This is a genomic window from Actinacidiphila acidipaludis, from assembly GCF_019890725.1.
Classification (GTDB): domain Bacteria; phylum Actinomycetota; class Actinomycetes; order Streptomycetales; family Streptomycetaceae; genus Actinacidiphila; species Actinacidiphila acidipaludis.
Genome location: NZ_JAINZZ010000014.1, coordinates 1 through 16,888 on the forward strand (window position 1 = coordinate 1; position 16,888 = coordinate 16,888).

At 73.9% G+C, this 16,888-nt stretch carries 13 protein-coding genes; 7 read left to right on the top strand and 6 right to left on the bottom strand.

The features are described from left to right. Positions 1-152: 152 nt before the first annotated feature. Complete coding sequence (locus K7862_RS14035; RefSeq protein ID WP_222962894.1) at positions 153-1,421, bottom strand: MFS transporter; 1,269 nt, start codon at positions 1,419-1,421, stop codon at positions 153-155. A 435-nt stretch (positions 1,422-1,856) separates the two neighbouring features. Between K7862_RS14035 and K7862_RS14040 the strand changes: the two genes are divergently transcribed. Beyond that, a complete protein-coding gene (locus K7862_RS14040; protein WP_222962998.1) occupies positions 1,857-2,030 on the top strand; it encodes a hypothetical protein in 174 nt (57 codons plus the stop codon). A 136-nt stretch (positions 2,031-2,166) separates the two neighbouring features. On the opposite strand, the gene K7862_RS14045 is transcribed toward K7862_RS14040, so the two are convergent. Continuing rightward, on the bottom strand, positions 2,167-3,342 hold the full coding sequence (locus K7862_RS14045) for a hypothetical protein (protein ID WP_222962895.1): 1,176 nt from the start codon (positions 3,340-3,342) through the stop codon (positions 2,167-2,169). A 255-nt stretch (positions 3,343-3,597) separates the two neighbouring features. Between K7862_RS14045 and K7862_RS14050 the strand changes: the two genes are divergently transcribed. The 5 genes from K7862_RS14050 (at position 3,598) to K7862_RS14070 (ending at position 10,262) form a co-directional block, all read left to right on the top strand. Beyond that, positions 3,598-6,402: an AfsR/SARP family transcriptional regulator gene (locus tag K7862_RS14050; RefSeq protein ID WP_222962896.1), complete on the top strand. Its 2,805-nt coding sequence runs from the start codon at positions 3,598-3,600 to the stop codon at positions 6,400-6,402. Between the two features lie 127 nt (positions 6,403-6,529). Next, entirely contained in the window at positions 6,530-6,799 is a 270-nt protein-coding gene (locus tag K7862_RS14055; RefSeq protein WP_222962897.1) for a DUF5133 domain-containing protein, read from the top strand. A 60-nt stretch (positions 6,800-6,859) separates the two neighbouring features. Continuing rightward, a complete protein-coding gene (locus tag K7862_RS14060; protein WP_222962898.1) occupies positions 6,860-7,393 on the top strand; it encodes a CYTH domain-containing protein in 534 nt (177 codons plus the stop codon). Positions 7,394-7,543: 150 nt separating this feature from the next. Continuing rightward, a complete protein-coding gene (locus tag K7862_RS38135; RefSeq protein ID WP_222962899.1) occupies positions 7,544-8,272 on the top strand; it encodes a chaplin in 729 nt (242 codons plus the stop codon). 223 nt (positions 8,273-8,495) lie between these two features. Next, the gene (locus K7862_RS14070) at positions 8,496-10,262 is read left to right on the top strand and encodes an ABC transporter ATP-binding protein (protein ID WP_222962900.1); all 1,767 of its coding nucleotides are present in this window, start codon (positions 8,496-8,498) and stop codon (positions 10,260-10,262) included. Positions 10,263-10,367: 105 nt separating this feature from the next. On the opposite strand, the gene pgm is transcribed toward K7862_RS14070, so the two are convergent. Continuing rightward, positions 10,368-12,011, bottom strand: a complete 1,644-nt coding sequence (pgm, locus tag K7862_RS14075; RefSeq protein ID WP_222962901.1) for a phosphoglucomutase (alpha-D-glucose-1,6-bisphosphate-dependent) — start codon at positions 12,009-12,011, stop codon at positions 10,368-10,370. A 250-nt stretch (positions 12,012-12,261) separates the two neighbouring features. On the opposite strand from pgm, the gene K7862_RS14080 reads away from it, so the two are divergent. Then, positions 12,262-13,788, top strand: a complete 1,527-nt coding sequence (locus K7862_RS14080) for an MFS transporter (RefSeq protein ID WP_222962902.1) — start codon at positions 12,262-12,264, stop codon at positions 13,786-13,788. A 93-nt stretch (positions 13,789-13,881) separates the two neighbouring features. Here K7862_RS14080 and K7862_RS14085 read toward each other — a convergent pair whose 3' ends face one another. The 3 genes from K7862_RS14085 to K7862_RS14095 all read right to left on the bottom strand — a co-directional run bounded on the left by K7862_RS14085 (position 13,882) and on the right by K7862_RS14095 (position 16,844). Beyond that, complete coding sequence (locus K7862_RS14085; protein ID WP_222962903.1) at positions 13,882-14,415, bottom strand: MarR family winged helix-turn-helix transcriptional regulator; 534 nt, start codon at positions 14,413-14,415, stop codon at positions 13,882-13,884. Positions 14,416-14,441: 26 nt separating this feature from the next. After that, entirely contained in the window at positions 14,442-16,163 is a 1,722-nt protein-coding gene (locus K7862_RS14090; protein WP_222962904.1) for an MFS transporter, read from the bottom strand. A 168-nt stretch (positions 16,164-16,331) separates the two neighbouring features. Beyond that, positions 16,332-16,844, bottom strand: a complete 513-nt coding sequence (locus K7862_RS14095) for a mycothiol transferase (RefSeq protein WP_222962905.1) — start codon at positions 16,842-16,844, stop codon at positions 16,332-16,334. Positions 16,845-16,888: the final 44 nt, after the last annotated feature.

Genomic DNA, 16,888 nt, shown 5'->3' on the forward strand with positions numbered 1-16,888 from the left:
ACAACCACGGCGAACCGGTGGACGGCGACGGGGGGCCGGGGCAGGCCGGAGGCCGAGGGGGCGCGGGCAGCGCATCAGGGGGTGGAGGACGGCAGGCAAAGCCGCGGGGGCAGCCCGAAGCCGTACCGCTCTACCGGGCTGGAAGCCTGACCTCAGGGGACGGGGTGGCGCGCGTCGTAGCGGGTGAAGCCGCGCTGGAGGACGGCGATCAGGGAGATGGCCAGCACACAGGCCACGCCACCGCCCACCACGGCCGCCGCGGGCGACACCGCGTCGGCGGCGGAGCCCGCGAGGAAGTCCCCGAGGCGGGGGCCGCCGACGACCACCACCAGGAACACCCCCTGGAGCCGCCCCCGCATGTCGTCCGGCGCGGCCGCCTGCAGCATGGTGTTGCGGAACACCATGCTGACGGTGTCGGCGCACCCGGCCAGCGCCAGGAACAGCAGGCCGAGCCACAGGTTGCGGGTGAGCCCGAAGACGGCGACGGCCGCGCCCCATGAGGCGACGGCGACCAGGACGGCCCGGCCCTGCCGGTGGATCCGGCCGAGCCAGCCGGAGAACACGCTGCCCAGCAGTGCTCCCGCCGCGGGCGCCGCGGCCAGCAGTCCGACGGTGCGGGTGTCCCCGCCGTACCAGAGCCCGGCGATCGCCGGGAACAGCACGCGCGGCTGGGCCAGCACCATCGCGCACATGTCGGAGACGAACGTGGTCCGCAGGTTGGGCCGGGAGCCCAGGTACCGCAGGCCCTCCATGACCGAGGGCCGGCGCCGCGCCGCGGGAGCGGCGGCCGGCTCCCCGTCGGCCGGCTCCGGGGCGGCCCCCGCGTCGGACTCGGGCAGCATCGCCGGCAGCCGCCACATCGCGTAGAGGGACGCGGTGAACGCGGCGACGTCGATGAGGTAGGCCGCCTGGTAGCCCCAGAGGCCGACGAAGACACCGCCGAGCATCGGTCCGGCCATCTGCCCGACGCCTCCGGCCAGCGAGGCCAGCGCGTTGGCCGCGGGCAGCTGCTCGGCCGGCAGCAGCCGCGGGATCATCGACGAGCGGGCCGGGGAGTTCATCGCGAAGCAGACCGCCTGCAGGGCGACGATCGCGTACAGCAGCCACACCGAGCGGACGTCGGCGATGGCCGCCGCCGCGAGCGCCGCGGACAGCAGGGTCGCCCCGCATGCGGTGATCAGGCCGAGCCTGCGCCGGTCGACGACGTCCGCGACGGCCCCGCCGTACAGGCCGAAGGCGATGAGCGGGACGAGCGAGCAGAGGCCGACCAGGCCGACATGGAAACTGGATCCGGTGATCGCGTAGACCTGCAGGGCGACGGCCATCGCCGTCATCTGCTGGCCTATGTAGGACACGGTGTTGCCGAACCACAGGCGCCGGAAGTCGGGGTTCACCCGCAGGGGGGTGACGTCGGCGAGCATCCGGGTGAGCCGGGAACGGGACTGCTTCCGCTCGGCTCCGGACGCCGGCCCTGACCCGGATGGCCGAACGCGGTCGTGGCGGACCTTCTCACTGTTGAGCACGGGAAACCGTAGCAATCACGCCTGTGAGGCAGGCTCCCGGGTCGCCCGGGACCGCGACCCGTGTGAGGTAAACCGGCTGGTGAAGGGGGGCGCGGCGGCATACGCTGTGCGGGACGAGCAGGCTTCCCGGGGAAGTACCTGGCCCCGCAGCCCGTCCCGGAACGAGTCGCCACCTCGGCCGCGCTTCCGGTCCTGCCCCGCCGACGTCCGGCAGGGGCACACCAAGGCGCCACCGCGTCCGTACCGCCCGAAGGATCAGTCATGCCGGGCGCCGACGCGAGGGAAACGGCCGCGTCCGGCGTATCCGGCCCACGCGACGCTAAGGAGTGCGCGGTGTCAGCTGAACAGGTCAAGCCATCGGAGAAGCGGGCCGAGCACGGACGCGACGGTGCCTCACTGAGGGACGAGGAGCGCCCGCTGGACACGTGGTCGCGATGCGCGCCGATCAGGCTCGCCGGCTACGAGGACGATCCGTCCGAGACGCACATCCTGCGCGGCATCGACTGACCTGAGCCGGAGGGGAGTTCACCGCGCGCCCCGGCACGCGAGGGCCCGCCCGGACGGTGTCCGGGCGGGCCCTCCCTGCCTGTTGCGCCGGCTCGCGGCTCCCCTCCGCAGCCGCGGCCCCCCTCGGGCGGACCGCTCAGCCGGCTGCGAAGAAGAAGCCGGGCCCGCCGTTGCCCTGCCCGATCGTCGTCCACTGCGGGTCCGGCCCGGGGACCGGTCCGTGGAAGTGCCAGAAGAAGGGCGGCGGGGTGCCGCAGTACCAGTCGTCCCAGTCCGCGCCGCCGTACGAACCGACCTGTGAACCGGGGGCGAAGGAACCGGCCTTGCCGACGCCGTCGGTCCGCTGCCAGTCACCCGTGAGGGTCAGCGCGGCCACGGTGAAGGTCCCGTCGCCCGCGACGTAGCCGACCGCGAGTCCGCCGCCCTGCGGTGCGGCGGTGAGCGGGGCTCCGTCGGGGACGGCGGTGGGCGCGGTCGGGTTCGCCTTGGGGGTGTCGGCCAGGCCGCCGCCCTCCGCCGGGTGCGCGACGTAGACCTGTCCGTCGTGTCCGGTGAAGAAGAGCGTCACGCCGCTCGCGCCGGGGACGGCCGCCAGACCGCCGCCCGGAGTCGCGGTACCCGCGGGGGTGAGCTCCTTCTCGGTGACCTTGCCGCCGGGCAGCCGCCACTGGGCGTCGACCGCGCCGGACGTGTCCACCCAGAACAGCCCCCAGCCGCCGTCGGCGGTGCCGGCGGAGGCCATCGCGCCGCCCGAGACGTAGGACGGGCTGACGTTGGAGACGATCCGGACCGACGGCGGCGAGCAGGGGTTGCTGATCTCCGCCGGGCGGACCGTCGCCCGGGCCCGGGCCGGCTGCGGCGTGGGGATGCCGTCGGCCGCGACGGCGTACTGCCCGGCCACCACCGCGGCGGTGACGACGGAACCGGAGGTGGCGAAGCCGGGTTTGGTGACGGCGACCGGCTTCACCGCCTGCGGGCAGGACTGGAAGACCGTTCCGTCGGTGCCGACGAAGAAGGCCGACGGCGAGCCGCCCGGCAGCCGGACGGCCGCGACGTGCGCCCCGGGTGCCGCCTGGCCGGCGGGACCGAGCGGCACCGCCTGGCTGCCGCCGTCCGGAACGCCCCACAGGGCGCCGTCGGCGGCCACGTAGTAGAAGGACGGGCCGGTGGGCCCGGAGGCGGCGTCCGCCACCGGGCCGAGCGCCAGGCCCGCCGCGGCGAGTACGCCCGCGGCCGCGCCGGCCGCCCATGCCCTGCGTGCGCGCCGCCCCGAACGGCGCGAGATCGGATTCGGGAGCCCGCTTCCCACCATCACTCTCCTGACGTCCCAGCTTCCGTGAACTGCCTGTCGCGGGCATCCTGGCAGCGGGCTCTGGACACGGTCTGGATGCGGTGGGGACCGCGGTCCTGACGCGGCCGGAGCCGAGGGGGCGGGCGAGCGGGCCGGGGGGCTGCCGTGGACGACAGAGCGGGTGCCGGTGACGGGATCACCGGGGGGACGGATGCCGGCGGCACGGGGAGCGCCGGTGCGGGGAGCGGCGGGGGCGGATCGGCCGCGGGGCAGGGGGTGTTGTCGGTCCGCCTGCTCGGGCCGGTGCGGGCGTCGGTGGACGCCCGGGAGATCGCCCTCGGACCGCCGCTGCAGCGCGCGGTGTTCACCGTGCTCGCGGTGCGGCGCGACCAGGTGGTGGACCGCGGCGAGCTGATCGACGCGGTGTGGGGCGAGGCGCTGCCGGGCAACCCGGAGGGCGCCGTGCACACGTATGTCGCGGGTCTGCGGCGGGCGCTGGAGCCGGTCCGGGCCCGCCGCTCCCCCGGCCGCTTCCTGGAGTCGCACCCGTCCGGGTACCGGCTGCGGCTGCCCGATCCCGAGGCGACCGATCTGGCGCGGTTCGAGCGGCTCGCCGACGAGGGCCGTGCCGCGTCCGGAGCCGGGCGGCTGCCGCTCGCCGAGCGGCTGTTGGATGAGGCCCTGGCGCTGTTCGACGGCAGTGTGCTCGGCGGGGTCCCGGGGCCCTTCGCGCAGGCGCGGCGGGAGTGGCTGGCTGCGGCGCGGCAGTCGCTCGCCGAGGACCGCGCCGAGGTGCTGCTCGCCCGGCGCCGTTTCGGTGCGGCCGCCGCGGAGGCCCGGAGGCTGGCGGACGCCGAGCCGTTGCGGGAGCGGCCGTGGGCGCTGCTGATGACGGCCCTGTACCGCGACGGACGGCAGGCCGAGGCGCTGGCCGCGTACGACCGGGCGCGCGCGGTGTCCGCGGAGCAGCTCGGGCTGGATCCGGGGCCGCTGCTGGGCGAGTTGCGGCAGCGGATCGTGGTGGCCGACCCCTCGTTGCTGCCGGGCGGGCCGCGGGAGGCGGAGCCGGGCGAGCGCTGGGTCGATCTGCCGCGGGACAGCGACCATTTCACCGGCCGGACGGCGGAGGCCGCCCGGGTGGTGGCCGCGGCGGGGCGCGGGGTGTGCGCCATCGACGGCATGGCGGGGGTGGGCAAGACGACGCTGGCCGTACACGTGGCGCAGCGGCTGGCCGGACGGTGCCCGGACGTCCGGCTGTACATCGACCTGCACGGGCACACCCCGGGCCGGCGGCCGGTGACCGCCGCGGCCGCGCTGGAGCGGCTGCTGCTGGCGGTGGGCGTACCGGGTGAGCGGATCCCGGCGGGCGCGGAGGACCGGGCCGCCCTGTGGCGGTCCCGGCTGGCCGGGCGCAGGGCGCTGCTGGTCCTCGACAACGCCGTGGACACCGGGCAGGTGCGGCCGCTGCTGCCGGGTTCGGCGTCCTGCCTGGTGGTCATCACCTCGCGGCGCCGGCTCACCGGCCTGGACGCGGGCGAGTCGGTCAGTCTGGACGTCCTGCCGTTCACCGACGCGCTGGCGCTGTTCGCGGCGGTGGCCGGGCCCGACCGGGTGGCGGCCGAGCCGGCCGCCACCGAGGCGGTGCTGCGGGCCTGCGGCCTGCTGCCGCTGGCCGTGCAGATCTCGGCGGCGCGGTTGCGGCACCGGCCGGCGTGGACGGTGGCGCATCTGCGGGACCGGCTGGCGGTGGAGGAGCGGCGGCTGGACGAACTCGCCGCCGAGGACCGCAGTGTGGAGGCCGCGTTCGCGCTGTCGTACCGGTCGCTGGCCACGGGGGCGCGGCGGATGTTCCGGCTGCTGGGTCTGTTCCCGGGGGCCGAGCTCGGTCTGGCGGCCGCGGCGGCGCTGTGCGGTGTGGACGTGGTGGCCGCCGACCGGCTGCTGGAGGGCCTGGTGGACTGCCAGTTGCTCGACGAGCCGCGCCCCGGGAGGTACCGGCTGCACGACCTGCTGCGGGCGTACGCGGCCCGGGAGTGCTGCCGGACGGAGAGCGCGGACGAGCGGGCGGCCGCGCTGGCCCGGCTGGCGGACTTCTATCTGGCGACGGTCGACGGTGCGGAACAGCTGCTGCGACCGCAGCGCCTGGACCGGGCGGATCCGTCGGCGCCCAGGACGGGGGCGGAGTTCGGGGACCGGGCGGCGGCGCTGGCCTGGCTGGACGCCGAGCGCGGGGTGTTCGCGCCGCTGGTCGAGACGGCCGCGCGGATCGGACGGCACCGTCAGGCCTGGCAGCTCGCCCGCTGCCTGTGGGGCTTCTTCGAGGCCAGGGGCCACTGGACGGACTGGATCTGCTGCCACGAACTCGCCCTGCCCAGTGCCCGGTTGCTCGGCGACCGGCTGGCGGAGGCGCGGCTGCTGGTGGGTCTGGGCGTCGCGGAGCACCGTCTGCGGAACTACCCGGCCGCCGTCAGCCACTACCGGAACGCGCTGGCCCTGATGCGCGAGGCGGGCTTCCGCAGCGGCGAGGCCGGGGTGCTCACCAATCTGGGCAACACCCTGCGCCGGATGGGCCGAACGGCGGAGGCCATCGAGTGCCAGGAGCAGTCGCTGGCGGGCTGCCAGGCGATCCCGGACCAGGCGGGTGAGGCCATCGCGCTGGCCAACCTGGGCGATCTGTACCGGGACGCGGGCCGGCTGCGCAAGAGTCTGGCCGCGCAGGAGCAGGCGCTGGCGATGTTCCGCAAGTGGGGTGAGCGCCGGTGGGAGGGCAGTGTCCTGGACGGGCTGGCCCGCACGCATCTCGCGGCCGGCGCCACAGAGCCGGCGCTCGTCCACTGCCGAGAGGCCCTGGAGTGCCGGCGCGCCTGCGGGGACCGGGCGGGTGAGGCGGAGACCCTCGACACGCTCGGCCGGATCCACCTCCGGCGCGGCGACCTCGCTCCCGCCCGCTCCGCGCTGACCCGGGCCCTCGCGGTGGCCCAGGCGCTCGACACCCCGCTGGCGGACGACATCCGGCGCCGCCTGGCCCGGATCTCCGGCGGTCCGCCCTCCGATGCGGAGAACAACACCCCCGACCCATAACGCCGTTGACCAGCTACGCCGTGCTCCGGAGGAGGCTGTTTCCGAAGATGCGTCAGAGAAAGGTGCATACGGTCGGGAAATCCGGGCAGACGCGCCTCGACTTCGCCGAACACTGAGGAGTACGACGATGCTGATGGCCCACCCGACGGTGCTGCGCAACCTGATGGAACGCTACGAGGCGCTGAGCGCCCTCACGGGCCGCCGGGAAGTTCCAGCAGCGACGGACGGCGGCGAGAGCCTCGACCCGCATGTCCGGCGCCAACTGCTGGACACCGTCTACACGTTGTGCGTGTCGACCGGTACGCGGGAGATCGGCCCGGCGCTGGCCGCGGCCCGCGCGCACATCGAGCGGCACACGTTCAAGGGCTCGGCGGCGCTGGGCGAGAACGCGGCCTGACCGAACCCGGCAACGGGTCTGCCGGGTGCCGGGTGCCGGGTGCACCGTACGGTGGACGGCATGGAGGACACGCCGCAGGCAGGGAAGTACGCGCGGGTGGAGCGGGAGCGCCGCTTCCTGCTCGCCGCTTCACCCCCGGCACCGCCGGCGACGGCGTTCCGGATCGTGGACCGGTATCTGACGGGTACCCGGATGCGGTTGCGCCGGGTCGAACAGCCGGGCGCCGAACCGGTGTTCAAGCTCACGCAGAAGATCCCCGCGCGGCATCCGGGCGCCATGCAGGGACTGATCACCAACACCTATCTGTCGGCCGCCGAGTACGAGGTCTTCGCCGGTCTCCCGGCCAGGGTGCTGTCGAAGACGCGGTACAGCGTGCCGCCGCTGGGCGTCGACGTGTTCGAGCAGCCGCTTCACGGACTGGTGCTGGCCGAGGCGGAGTTCGACTCCGACGCGTCGGCACGGGTGTTCGCCGTGCCGTCCTCCGCCGTCGCGGAGGTGACCGCCGACCCGCGGTTCACCGGCGGGCGGCTGGTCACCGCGACCCGCGCGGAACTGCTGGAATGGCTCGCCGGGTACGGCGTCGCCCCGGAGTGACCCGGCCCGCCCGCACGGGTTCGGGCGCCATGACGCACGGTCACCCGTTGGGATGAAATGGCGGTCCGGCATGACCCGAATGGCTCTCTGGCGCGTTGTGCCCGGTGCGGACATCCGGTCCGTGCGGGTATTCCGGAAGGCAGGGAGCGTATGGACAGGGTCGCCCGAAAGGGGCTCGTCACCGCGATGGTCGCCGGTGGCGTACTGGCCTCGGCAGGCTACGCCCAGGCGGACGCGGCGGCGGGCGGCGACACCGCGGGCTCGCCGGGAGTCCTGTCGGGCAATTCCGTGCAGATCCCGGTGCACGTGCCGGTCGACGTCTGCGGCAACACCATCAACGTGATCGGCCTGCTCGACCCGGCGTCGGGCAACTCGTGCGCCGGCGGCTCGGACTCCACGTGGTGCCCGCCGGAAGTCCCCGGTCACGCCCACCCCGGTCGGCAGGCGACGGACCGCGGCCGCGGGCGGCACGCGGGCGCGTCCGCGGACGAGTCCTCGTCCGGCACACGGACCGGTTCGGGCGGCGGCGCCCACGCCTCCGGTGCGGCCCACGGCTCCCCCGGCGTGCTGTCGGGCAACGCGGTGCAGGTTCCGATCGACCTGCCGGTCAACATCGTCGGCAACTCGGTGAACGCGGTCGGCGTGGGCAACCCGGCCATCGGCAACACCGGCGTGGACACCGCCACCCCGCCGCAGCAGCACGAGAGCGCGACGCCCGCGCCGCTGCCGGTGGCGGCACCGGCCGCCGCACTCCCCCAGGCCGGCCCCACGCTGGCGCACACCGGAGCCGACGGGCTCGGCTGGGCCGGGGCGGGGAGCGTCAGCACCCTGATCGCCGGCGCTTCGCTGTACCGGCGGTTCCGTCCGGGCCGCGGCTGACGTCGCCCGGGAACCGGAGAACCGTTCCGCCTCCGAACGGCGCTCCGCTCCCGCCACGTCGGCAGCCGCTCACGAGGGGCCGGGTGACCTGTCACCCGGCCCCTCGTCACGCCTAGGATTCATGCGCGCGCATGAGCACGGCGGCCCCTCTCAGCGCCGAGGCGGGCCGACGGCGCGCATCTTCCCCGCCGTACCGCGAAGACGTGATTCGAGGAGCCCCGCAATGGCGTTGCCGCAAGGCACGCTCAGCCACCGCTACCGTGGCGAGCACCCCGTACGAACCCTCCTCTACCTCTTCCATCCCGACCGCGGCCGCCTCGTGCTGTCCGTCCTGGCGTTCTTCGGCAAGCACACCCCGGTCTGGCTGCTGCCGCTGATCACCGCGAACGTCGTCGACGTCGTCGTCCAGCACCAGCACATATCCGTGCTGTGGTGGAACGCCGCGGTGCTGCTGGTCATCCTGGTCCTCAACCTGCCGCTGCATCTGGCCTATGTGCGCTGCATGCAGGGCTCCATCCGGCGGACCGGGACCCGGCTGCGCAGCGGGCTGTGCCACCGGATGCAGCAGTTGTCCATCGGCTACCACTCCCGGGTGAGCGCCGGCGTGCTGCAGGCCAAGGTCATCCGGGACGTCGAGACCATAGAGACCGCGGCCCAGCAGACCGCCGACAACGGCCTGGCCGCCATCGCCACCCTCACCGGCGGGCTGGTGGTCATCGGCATCCAGGCGCCCGCGTTCCTGCCGGTGTACCTGGTGGTCGTGCCGGCCTCCGCGCTGCTGGTGGTCAAGCTGCGCCGGCGGCTGCGCAGCCGCAACGAGATGTTCCGCCAGCAGGTCGAGCAACTCTCCTCGCGCGTCAGCGAGATGACGACGCTGATTCCGATCACGCGGGCCCACGGCCTGGAGAACACCGCGCTCGTGCGGATGGACCGCACGCTCGGCGAGGTGCTGCACGCCGGGCTGCGCCTGGACCGGCTCAACGGCTGGTTCGGCTCGCTCGCCTGGATCCTGCTGAACGCGATCGGCGTGGCCTGCCTCGCGGGTTCGGCGCTGGTGGCGTACTACGGCTGGCTCGACGTCAGCGCCGGCACGGTGGTGATGCTGAGCGCCTACTTCTCCAGCCTCACCGGGTCGGTGACCACGCTGCTCACCCTGACCCCGCAGATCGGCAAGGGCCTGGAGTCGGTGCGCTCCATCGGCGAGGTGCTTCAGGCGCCCGACCTGGAGCAGAACGACGGCAAGGCGCCGGTGCACGGCGTGGTCGGCCGGTTCGAGTTCCGCGGGGTCGGCCACACCTGCCCCGAGAGCGACCGTCCCTCGGTCACCGGTTTCGACCTGGACGTGCGGCCCGGCGAGACCATCGCCCTGGTGGGCGGTTCGGGCGCGGGCAAGTCGACGGTGCTCAACCTGGTGATCGGCTTCCTGCGGCCGACCCGCGGCCAGATCCTGCTGGACGGCGTCGACATGGAGGGCCTGGACCTGCGCGACTACCGCAACTACCTGTCGGTGGTACCGCAGGAGTCCATCCTGTTCGAGGGCAGCGTCCGCGAGAACGTCACCTACGGGCTCGAGGACGTCCCCGAGGAGACGGTGCGTGCCGCGCTGCGGGACGCCAACGCGCTGGAGTTCATCGACCGGATGCCGCAGGGCCTGGACACGGTGGTCGGCGAGCGGGGGGCCCGGCTGTCGGGCGGGCAGAAGCAGCGGCTGGCGATCGCCCGGGCGCTGATCCGCGACCCGCGCGTGCTGGTGCTGGACGAGGCCACGTCGGCGCTCGACTCGCGTTCGGAGGCGCTGGTGCAGCAGGCGCTGAGCCGCCTGGTGCGCGGCCGGACGGTGTTCGTGGTCGCGCACCGCCTGTCCACGATCAAGAACGCCGACCGGATCGTGGTGATGGACGAGGGCCGGATCGTGGAGGTCGGCTCGCACGCCGAACTGCTGCGCAGCGGTGGTGCGTACGCGGGACTGCAGTCGGCGCAGCTCGCGTAGGCGGCGGCCGCCCCGGCCGGTGCTCCCGGCCGGGACGGCGCCGCCTTCGGCGGCCGCCCGGTGATCGGCCGGACGTCCCCGGCCGGCTCTCGGCCGGCGCCCGGGTCAGCTCCCGCCGAGGGCGCCGTCCACGATCGCCTTGGCCTCCTCCTGGACGCGCGCCAGGTGCTCGTCGCCGAGGAAGGACTCCGCGTAGATCTTGTAGACGTCCTCGGTGCCCGACGGCCGCGCGGCGAACCAGGCGCTGTCGGTGCACACCTTGATGCCGCCGATCGGGGCGCCGTTGCCGGGGGCCTCGGTGAGTACGGCGGTGACCCGCTCGCCCGCCAGTTCCTCGGCCGGCACCTGCTCCGGGGACAGCTTGGCGAGGACCGCCTTCTGCTCACGGGTGGCCGGGGCGTCGATGCGGGCGTAGGAGGGCGCGCCGAACTCCTCGGTCAGGTCGGCGTAGTGCTCGGAGGGCGTGCGGCCGGTGACCGCGGTGATCTCCGCAGCCAGCAGTGCCAGCAGGATGCCGTCCTTGTCGGTGGTCCACACGCTGCCGTCGCGCCGCAGGAACGACGCGCCCGCGGACTCCTCGCCGCCGAACGCCAGCGTGCCGCCGAGCAGCCCGTCGACGAACCACTTGAAGCCGACCGGGACTTCGGTGAGCGTGCGGCCCAGGCCCGCGACCACCTTGTCGATCATCGAGGACGACACCAGCGTCTTGCCGATGGCCAGTTCGGGGCCCCAGTGCTCGCGGTTGCGGGCGAGGTACGAAATGGCCACCGCCAGGTAGTGGTTGGGGTTCATCAGACCGGCGTCCGGGGTGACGATGCCGTGCCGGTCGGCGTCCGCGTCGTTGCCGGTGGCGATCCGGTACTCGTCCTTGCGGGCGATGAGCGAGGCCATCGCGTACGGCGACGAGCAGTCCATCCGGATCTTGCCGTCCCAGTCCAGGGTCATGAACCGCCAGGTGGGATCGGTGTGCGGGTTGACGACCGTCAGGTCCAGGCCGTGCCACTCGGCGATGCGGCCCCAGTAGTCCACCGAGGCGCCGCCGAGCGGGTCGGCGCCGACGGTGACCCCGGCCCGCCGCACGGCCTCCAGGTCGAGCACTGCCGGCAGGTCGTCGACGTAGCGGCCGAGGAAGTCGTAGCGCCCGGTGGTGTCGGCGGCCAGCGCGCGCCGGTAGGGGATGCGCCGGACGCCCTTCATGCCCTCGGCGATGAGGGTGTTGGCGCGGTCCTGGATCCAGCCGGTGGCGTCCGACCCGGCCGGTCCCCCGTTCGGCGGGTTGTACTTGAAGCCGCCGTCGGTGGGCGGGTTGTGCGAGGGAGTGACCACCACGCCGTCGGACAGCCGGCTGGTGCGGCCCCGGTTGTGCGCCAGGATGGCGTGCGAGACGGCGGGCGTCGGGGTCCAGCCGTCGTGCTCGTCGATGAGGACGGTCACCTCGTTGGCGGCGAACACCTCCAGCGCGGTGACCCGGGCGGGCTCGGACAGCGCGTGGGTGTCGGCGCCGAGGTAGAGCGGCCCGGTCGTCCCCTGCCGGGCACGGTAGTCGCAGATGGCCTGGCTGGTGGCGGCGATGTGGTGCTCGTTGAACGCCGTGGCCAGGGAGGAGCCGCGGTGTCCGGAGGTGCCGAAGGCGACGGCCTGGGCCGGGTCGCCGGGGTCCGGGTGCAGAGCGTAGTAGGCGGTCACCAGGCGGGGTACGTCCACCAGGTCCTCGGGCCTGGCCGGTGTTCCGGCACGCTCGTGCGGCATCCGCGTCTCCTTCGCTGGTGCTGGTCTCTCGTGGTGGTGCTGCGGGCGGGTGTGCGGCCGTGCTGGTCCGGGCGCGGTGATGACCTTCCCGGTGCGCCCATTCTCACGCCTGCCCGGCGCGGTCCGCGGTCGGCGGGCCGTCGACGCGGGCGCCCGCGCAGGAAAGGTGGCGGCGCCCGGGCGGCGATAGGGTGAGGACCGGCCGGCGGGTGCGCGGGCGCGGCGGGACCGCCGGATGGGAGGCGCGTGAATGAGCACCACGGCCGGGGTGCCGGCCCCGCAGGGGCTGCCGCTGTCGTCCGCGAAGGGACGGTGGGTGCTGGCCTCTTCGGTCCTGGGTTCGGGCATGGCGCTGCTGGACGGCACCTCCGTCAACATCGCGCTGCCACGCCTGGGCCGGGATCTCGGGGCCTCGCTGGCCGCGCTGCAGTGGACCGTCAACGGCTATCTCCTGACGCTGGCCGGGCTGATCCTGCTGGGCGGCGGTCTCGGCGACCGCTACGGGCGGCGCAAGGTCTTCCTGACGGGCGCGGTGTGGTTCGCACTGGCCTCCGCGCTGTGCGGCCTGGCGCAGAGTCCGGGCCTGCTGATCACCGCCCGTGCGCTGCAGGGGGTGGGCGGGGCGCTGCTCACCCCGGGCTCGCTGGCGCTGGTGCAGTCGACGTTCCGTGAGGAGGACCGGGCGAAGGCCGTCGGCGCGTGGTCGGGTCTGGGGGGCGTGGCGGCCGCGATCGGGCCGTTCCTCGGCGGGTACCTGGTCGACGGGCCGGGCTGGCGCTGGATCTTCTTCATCAACCTGCCGGTCGCGGCGCTCGTGGTCCTCATCGCGATGCGGCACGTGCCGGAGAGCCGGGACCGCAACGCCACCGGCCGCTTCGACGTGCCGGGCGCCGCGCTGGCCGCGCTCTTCCTCGCCGGGGTCACCTATGCCCTGATCGCCGCGTCCGGTCACTCCTCCTGGTCGTCCGTCGTGGTGGCGGCGGCCCTGGGCGTCGCCTGCGGGGTGGCGTTCCTCCGCACGGAGCGGCGCCGGCCCAACCCGATGCTGCCGCTGTCGGTGTTCCGGTCCCGTCTGTTCACCTCGATGAACGTGGTGACGCTGTGCCTGTACGCGGCGATCGGCGGGGTGTTCTTCGTGCTGCCGGTCCAGTTGCAGGTGGCCGCCGGCTACAGCGCGGTCCGGGCCGGGCTGGCGACCCTGCCGTCGACGGCGCTGATGCTGGTGCTGTCGGCGCCCGCGGGCGCGATGGCCCAGCGGATCGGGCCGCGGTGGCCGCTCACCGCAGGGCCGCTGGTCGCCGCCTGCGGCCTGCTGCTGCTGACCCGGATCTCCCCGGGCTCCTCCGGCTATCTCGCGGACGTGCTGCCCGGTGTGCTGGTCCAGGGCCTGGGGCTGAGCATGTTCGTCGCGCCGCTCACGGCGACGGTGCTGGCGTCGGTCGACGTGGACCACGCGGGGATCGCCAGCGGGGTGAACAACGCGGCGGCCCGGGTCGCCCAGTTGCTGATCGTCGCCGCGCTGCCGCTGGCCGTGGGCCTGTCCGGAGAGGCGTACCGCGATCCGCAGCGGCTGAACTCCGCGTTCGGCAAGTCGATGATCATCTGCGCGGTGCTGTGCGTCCTGGCCTCGCTGCTGGCGTTCCTGCTCGTGCCCGGCGGGGCGCTGCAGGAGGCGACCGGCCGGCCGGACTGCGCCCATCCGGAGTGCCGCGCGCACTGCGGGTTCTCGGCGCCGCCGCTGGAACCGGGCCCCGGCCGGGAGAGGGCCGCGAGCTGACGGACCGTGTGCCGGGGCCGCGCGGAGGGCCTGCGGGCCCCCGTCGGCGCGGCCCCGGCCGCGTCCCTCTCCCGCCCCCAGGGCCGACGCGGCTCACCCCTCGGCAGGCGGCGCCGGCGGGGCTTCCTCGGGGTGCGCGTCCTGTTCCGGCCGCGGTTCCGGCTCGGTGAGCAGCTGCTCCAGGACGGGCAGCGCCGCCATCAGGGTGCTCGTCTGCTCGGCGGTGAGCCGGGCCATCCGCCGGGCCAGCAACTCCGAGCGCTCACGCCGGATGCGGACCAGCAGGTCCTCGCCGTCCGCGGTGATGCTGACCAGCAGCGAGCGGCCGTCCAGGGGGTCGGGCTCCTTGCTGAGCAGACCGGCCGCAGCCAGCGGCCGCAGGGTCCGGGTCAGGGTGGGGGCGGCGACCTGCTCGCGCGCGGCCAGTTCACCCAGCCGCAGCGGCCCGTACTCCTGGACGCGGGCCAGTGCCGACAGTTGCGCGTAGGTGAGGTTGAGGTCGTCGCCCGAGGCCTGGGCGAGCTGCCGGTAGAGCCGCGCCACGATCAGCCGCAGCCGGGCCACCGCCGACGACGACGGCGGTGCCGGGTGCCCGGGAGGCGCCCCGCGCCCGTCGGTTGGGGTCATGGCGGGGCGCCTCCTCGTGCGTGGTGTCAGTCCCGCGCGGCGGTGCGGGACGTGCGGCTGCGGATCAAGGATGCCGCAGCGGCCACCAAGGACATCACGATGGCCAGGGTGAACACCACGACGAGTCCGTCGTGGAAGGGCCCGGAGATCAGGTGGGGGAAGAACTCCCGCCCGATGAGGTTGTGGGCGTTGGCGGCCGGCAGCTTGCCCAGCAGGTCGGGGCCGAGGAGCTGCTGGATCGGGTTGTAGCCGAGGAAGGCGGCGAAGAGCGTGCCGACCGGCGGGAGCTGGGCGATCTGGTGGGCGTTCGCGGCGGGCACGCCCTGGGCGGTGAGCCCGGAGCTGAGGGTGCCCGGCAGCGAGCCGGCCAGGCCGGCGACCATCAGGGAGAAGAAGACGCCGATGGACAGCACCATGCCGGCGTTCTGGAAGGTGGCCCGCATGCCGGAGGCGGCGCCGCGGGCCTCGGCGGGCACGCTCGCCATGATGATCGAGGTGTTGGGCGCGGCGAACAGGCCGCCGCCGAGGCCGTTGAGGAAGACCACCACGGCGAACACCCAGTAGCTGAAGTCGGTGGGGATGAGCAGCAGGCCCGCGAAGGACCCGGCCATCACCACGAACCCTGCGGCGGCGAAGAGCCGGGCGCCGTAGCGGTCGGACAGGGCGCCCGCGATGGGGCCGGCCGCCAGGAAGCCGACGGTCAGCGGCAGCAGGTAGATGCCGGCCCACAGCGGGGTGTCGGCGTAGTCGTAGCCGTGCAGCGGCAGCCAGATGCCCTGGAGCCAGATGATCAGCATGAACTGCAGGCCGCCGCGGGCGATCGAGCCGAGCAGGGTGGCCGCGTTGCCGCCGGCGAACGAGGCGTTGCGGAAGAGCTTGAGCGGGAACATCGGCTCGGCGACCCGCGACTCGATCACGCAGAAGATCACCAGCATCGCGACGCCGCCGATGAGTCCGGCCAGCACCCAGGGGTTGGTCCATCCCATCGTGTGGCCGCCGTAGGGCTGGATGCCGTAGGTGATGCCGGCCAGCAGGGCGGTCAGGCCGACGGCGAAGGTGATGTTGCCCCACCAGTCCATCCGGGCCGGGCGCCGCACGCCGGTGTCGTGCAGCGACCGGTACGCCCAGACGGTGCCGATCAGGCCGATGGGCACGTTGACCCAGAAGATGGAGCGCCAGTTCCACTCGGCGAGCAGGCCGCCGAGCACCAGTCCGATGAAGGAGCCGGCGATGCCGGCGACCATGTTGACGCCGAGCGCCATGCCGCGCTGGCGGGCCGGGAAGGCGTCGGTGATGATCGCCGCCGAGTTGGCCATCAGCATGGATCCGCCGACGGCCTGGGCGACACGCCACCCGATCAGCCAGAGCGCCCCGCCGCCGCCGTGCATGGGGTCGACCGACAGGATCACCGAGGTGATCGTGAAGATCAGGAAGCCCATGTTGTAGATCTTGACGCGGCCCACGATGTCGCCGAGACGGCCGAGCGTCACCACCAGGACGGCGGTGACCAGCATGTAACCCATCAGCATCCACAGCAGGTAGCTGACGTTGCCGGGCTGCAGGGGGTCGAGTCCGATGCCGTTGAAGATGGCCGGCAGCGAGATCAGGACGATCGAGGAGTTGATCGTCGCGATGAGCATGCCGAGCGTGGTGTTGGACAGCGCCACCCACTTGTAGTGCGGGTGGTCGGCGGAGAAGCGGGAGGGACGTCCCGGTATTCGTGTCGCCGCGTCTTGTTCAGTGGACATGTGGCCGGTGCTCCCCACCCGTGCAGTTGACCCGCGTAACCCGTGCAGTTACTTAACTTAGGCTAAGTAACTCTATCATCGCAGGCCGGGACCGGCAGGCGTGCACCGAGGCGCGGCGGGCGTGCGGGGGCGCGCGTCAGCCGGGGGCCACGGCGGCGGCGGGTCGCGTCACCTGCGGCGCAGCAGCACTCCGCGGATGAAGGCGGCCTGACCGGCGTGCTGGGTGTCGTCGTTGATCACGCTGACCAGCCGCGCCCCGAGGGAGACCGGCGGGTCCCAGCGCTCGTCGACGATCCGGTCGAGGTCGGCGTTGCGCAGTCCCTTGACGTACTCCAGGGTGGCCGCGTGGACCGCGTCGAAGTAGCCGGTGAGCAGGGCCGGGTCGTCCACCCTGACCTGGGCGACCTGCTGGGGGCCGTGGCCGAAGCCGGTGGCCGCGGGGCGGAAGGGCAGGCCCAGGCGGCCGTGCCAGCCGTCGGCGGTCCACACCTGTTCGCGGCCGGCGACCTCGGCGACGTGGTCGTCCTGTACCCGGGTGAGGTGCCAGACCAGCCAGGCGACGGTGTTCGCGCCGGGTTCGACCGGTTCGGCGAGTTCGTCGGCGGTCAGCCGGTCGACGGCGCCGTGCACGTCCTCCTGGACGCGGCCGAAGGCGTCGGCGAGCAGTTCGGCGGTGTTCATGGTGGCTCCCGGTCATGGCTCGGTGTGGGTGATCCCGTGATCAC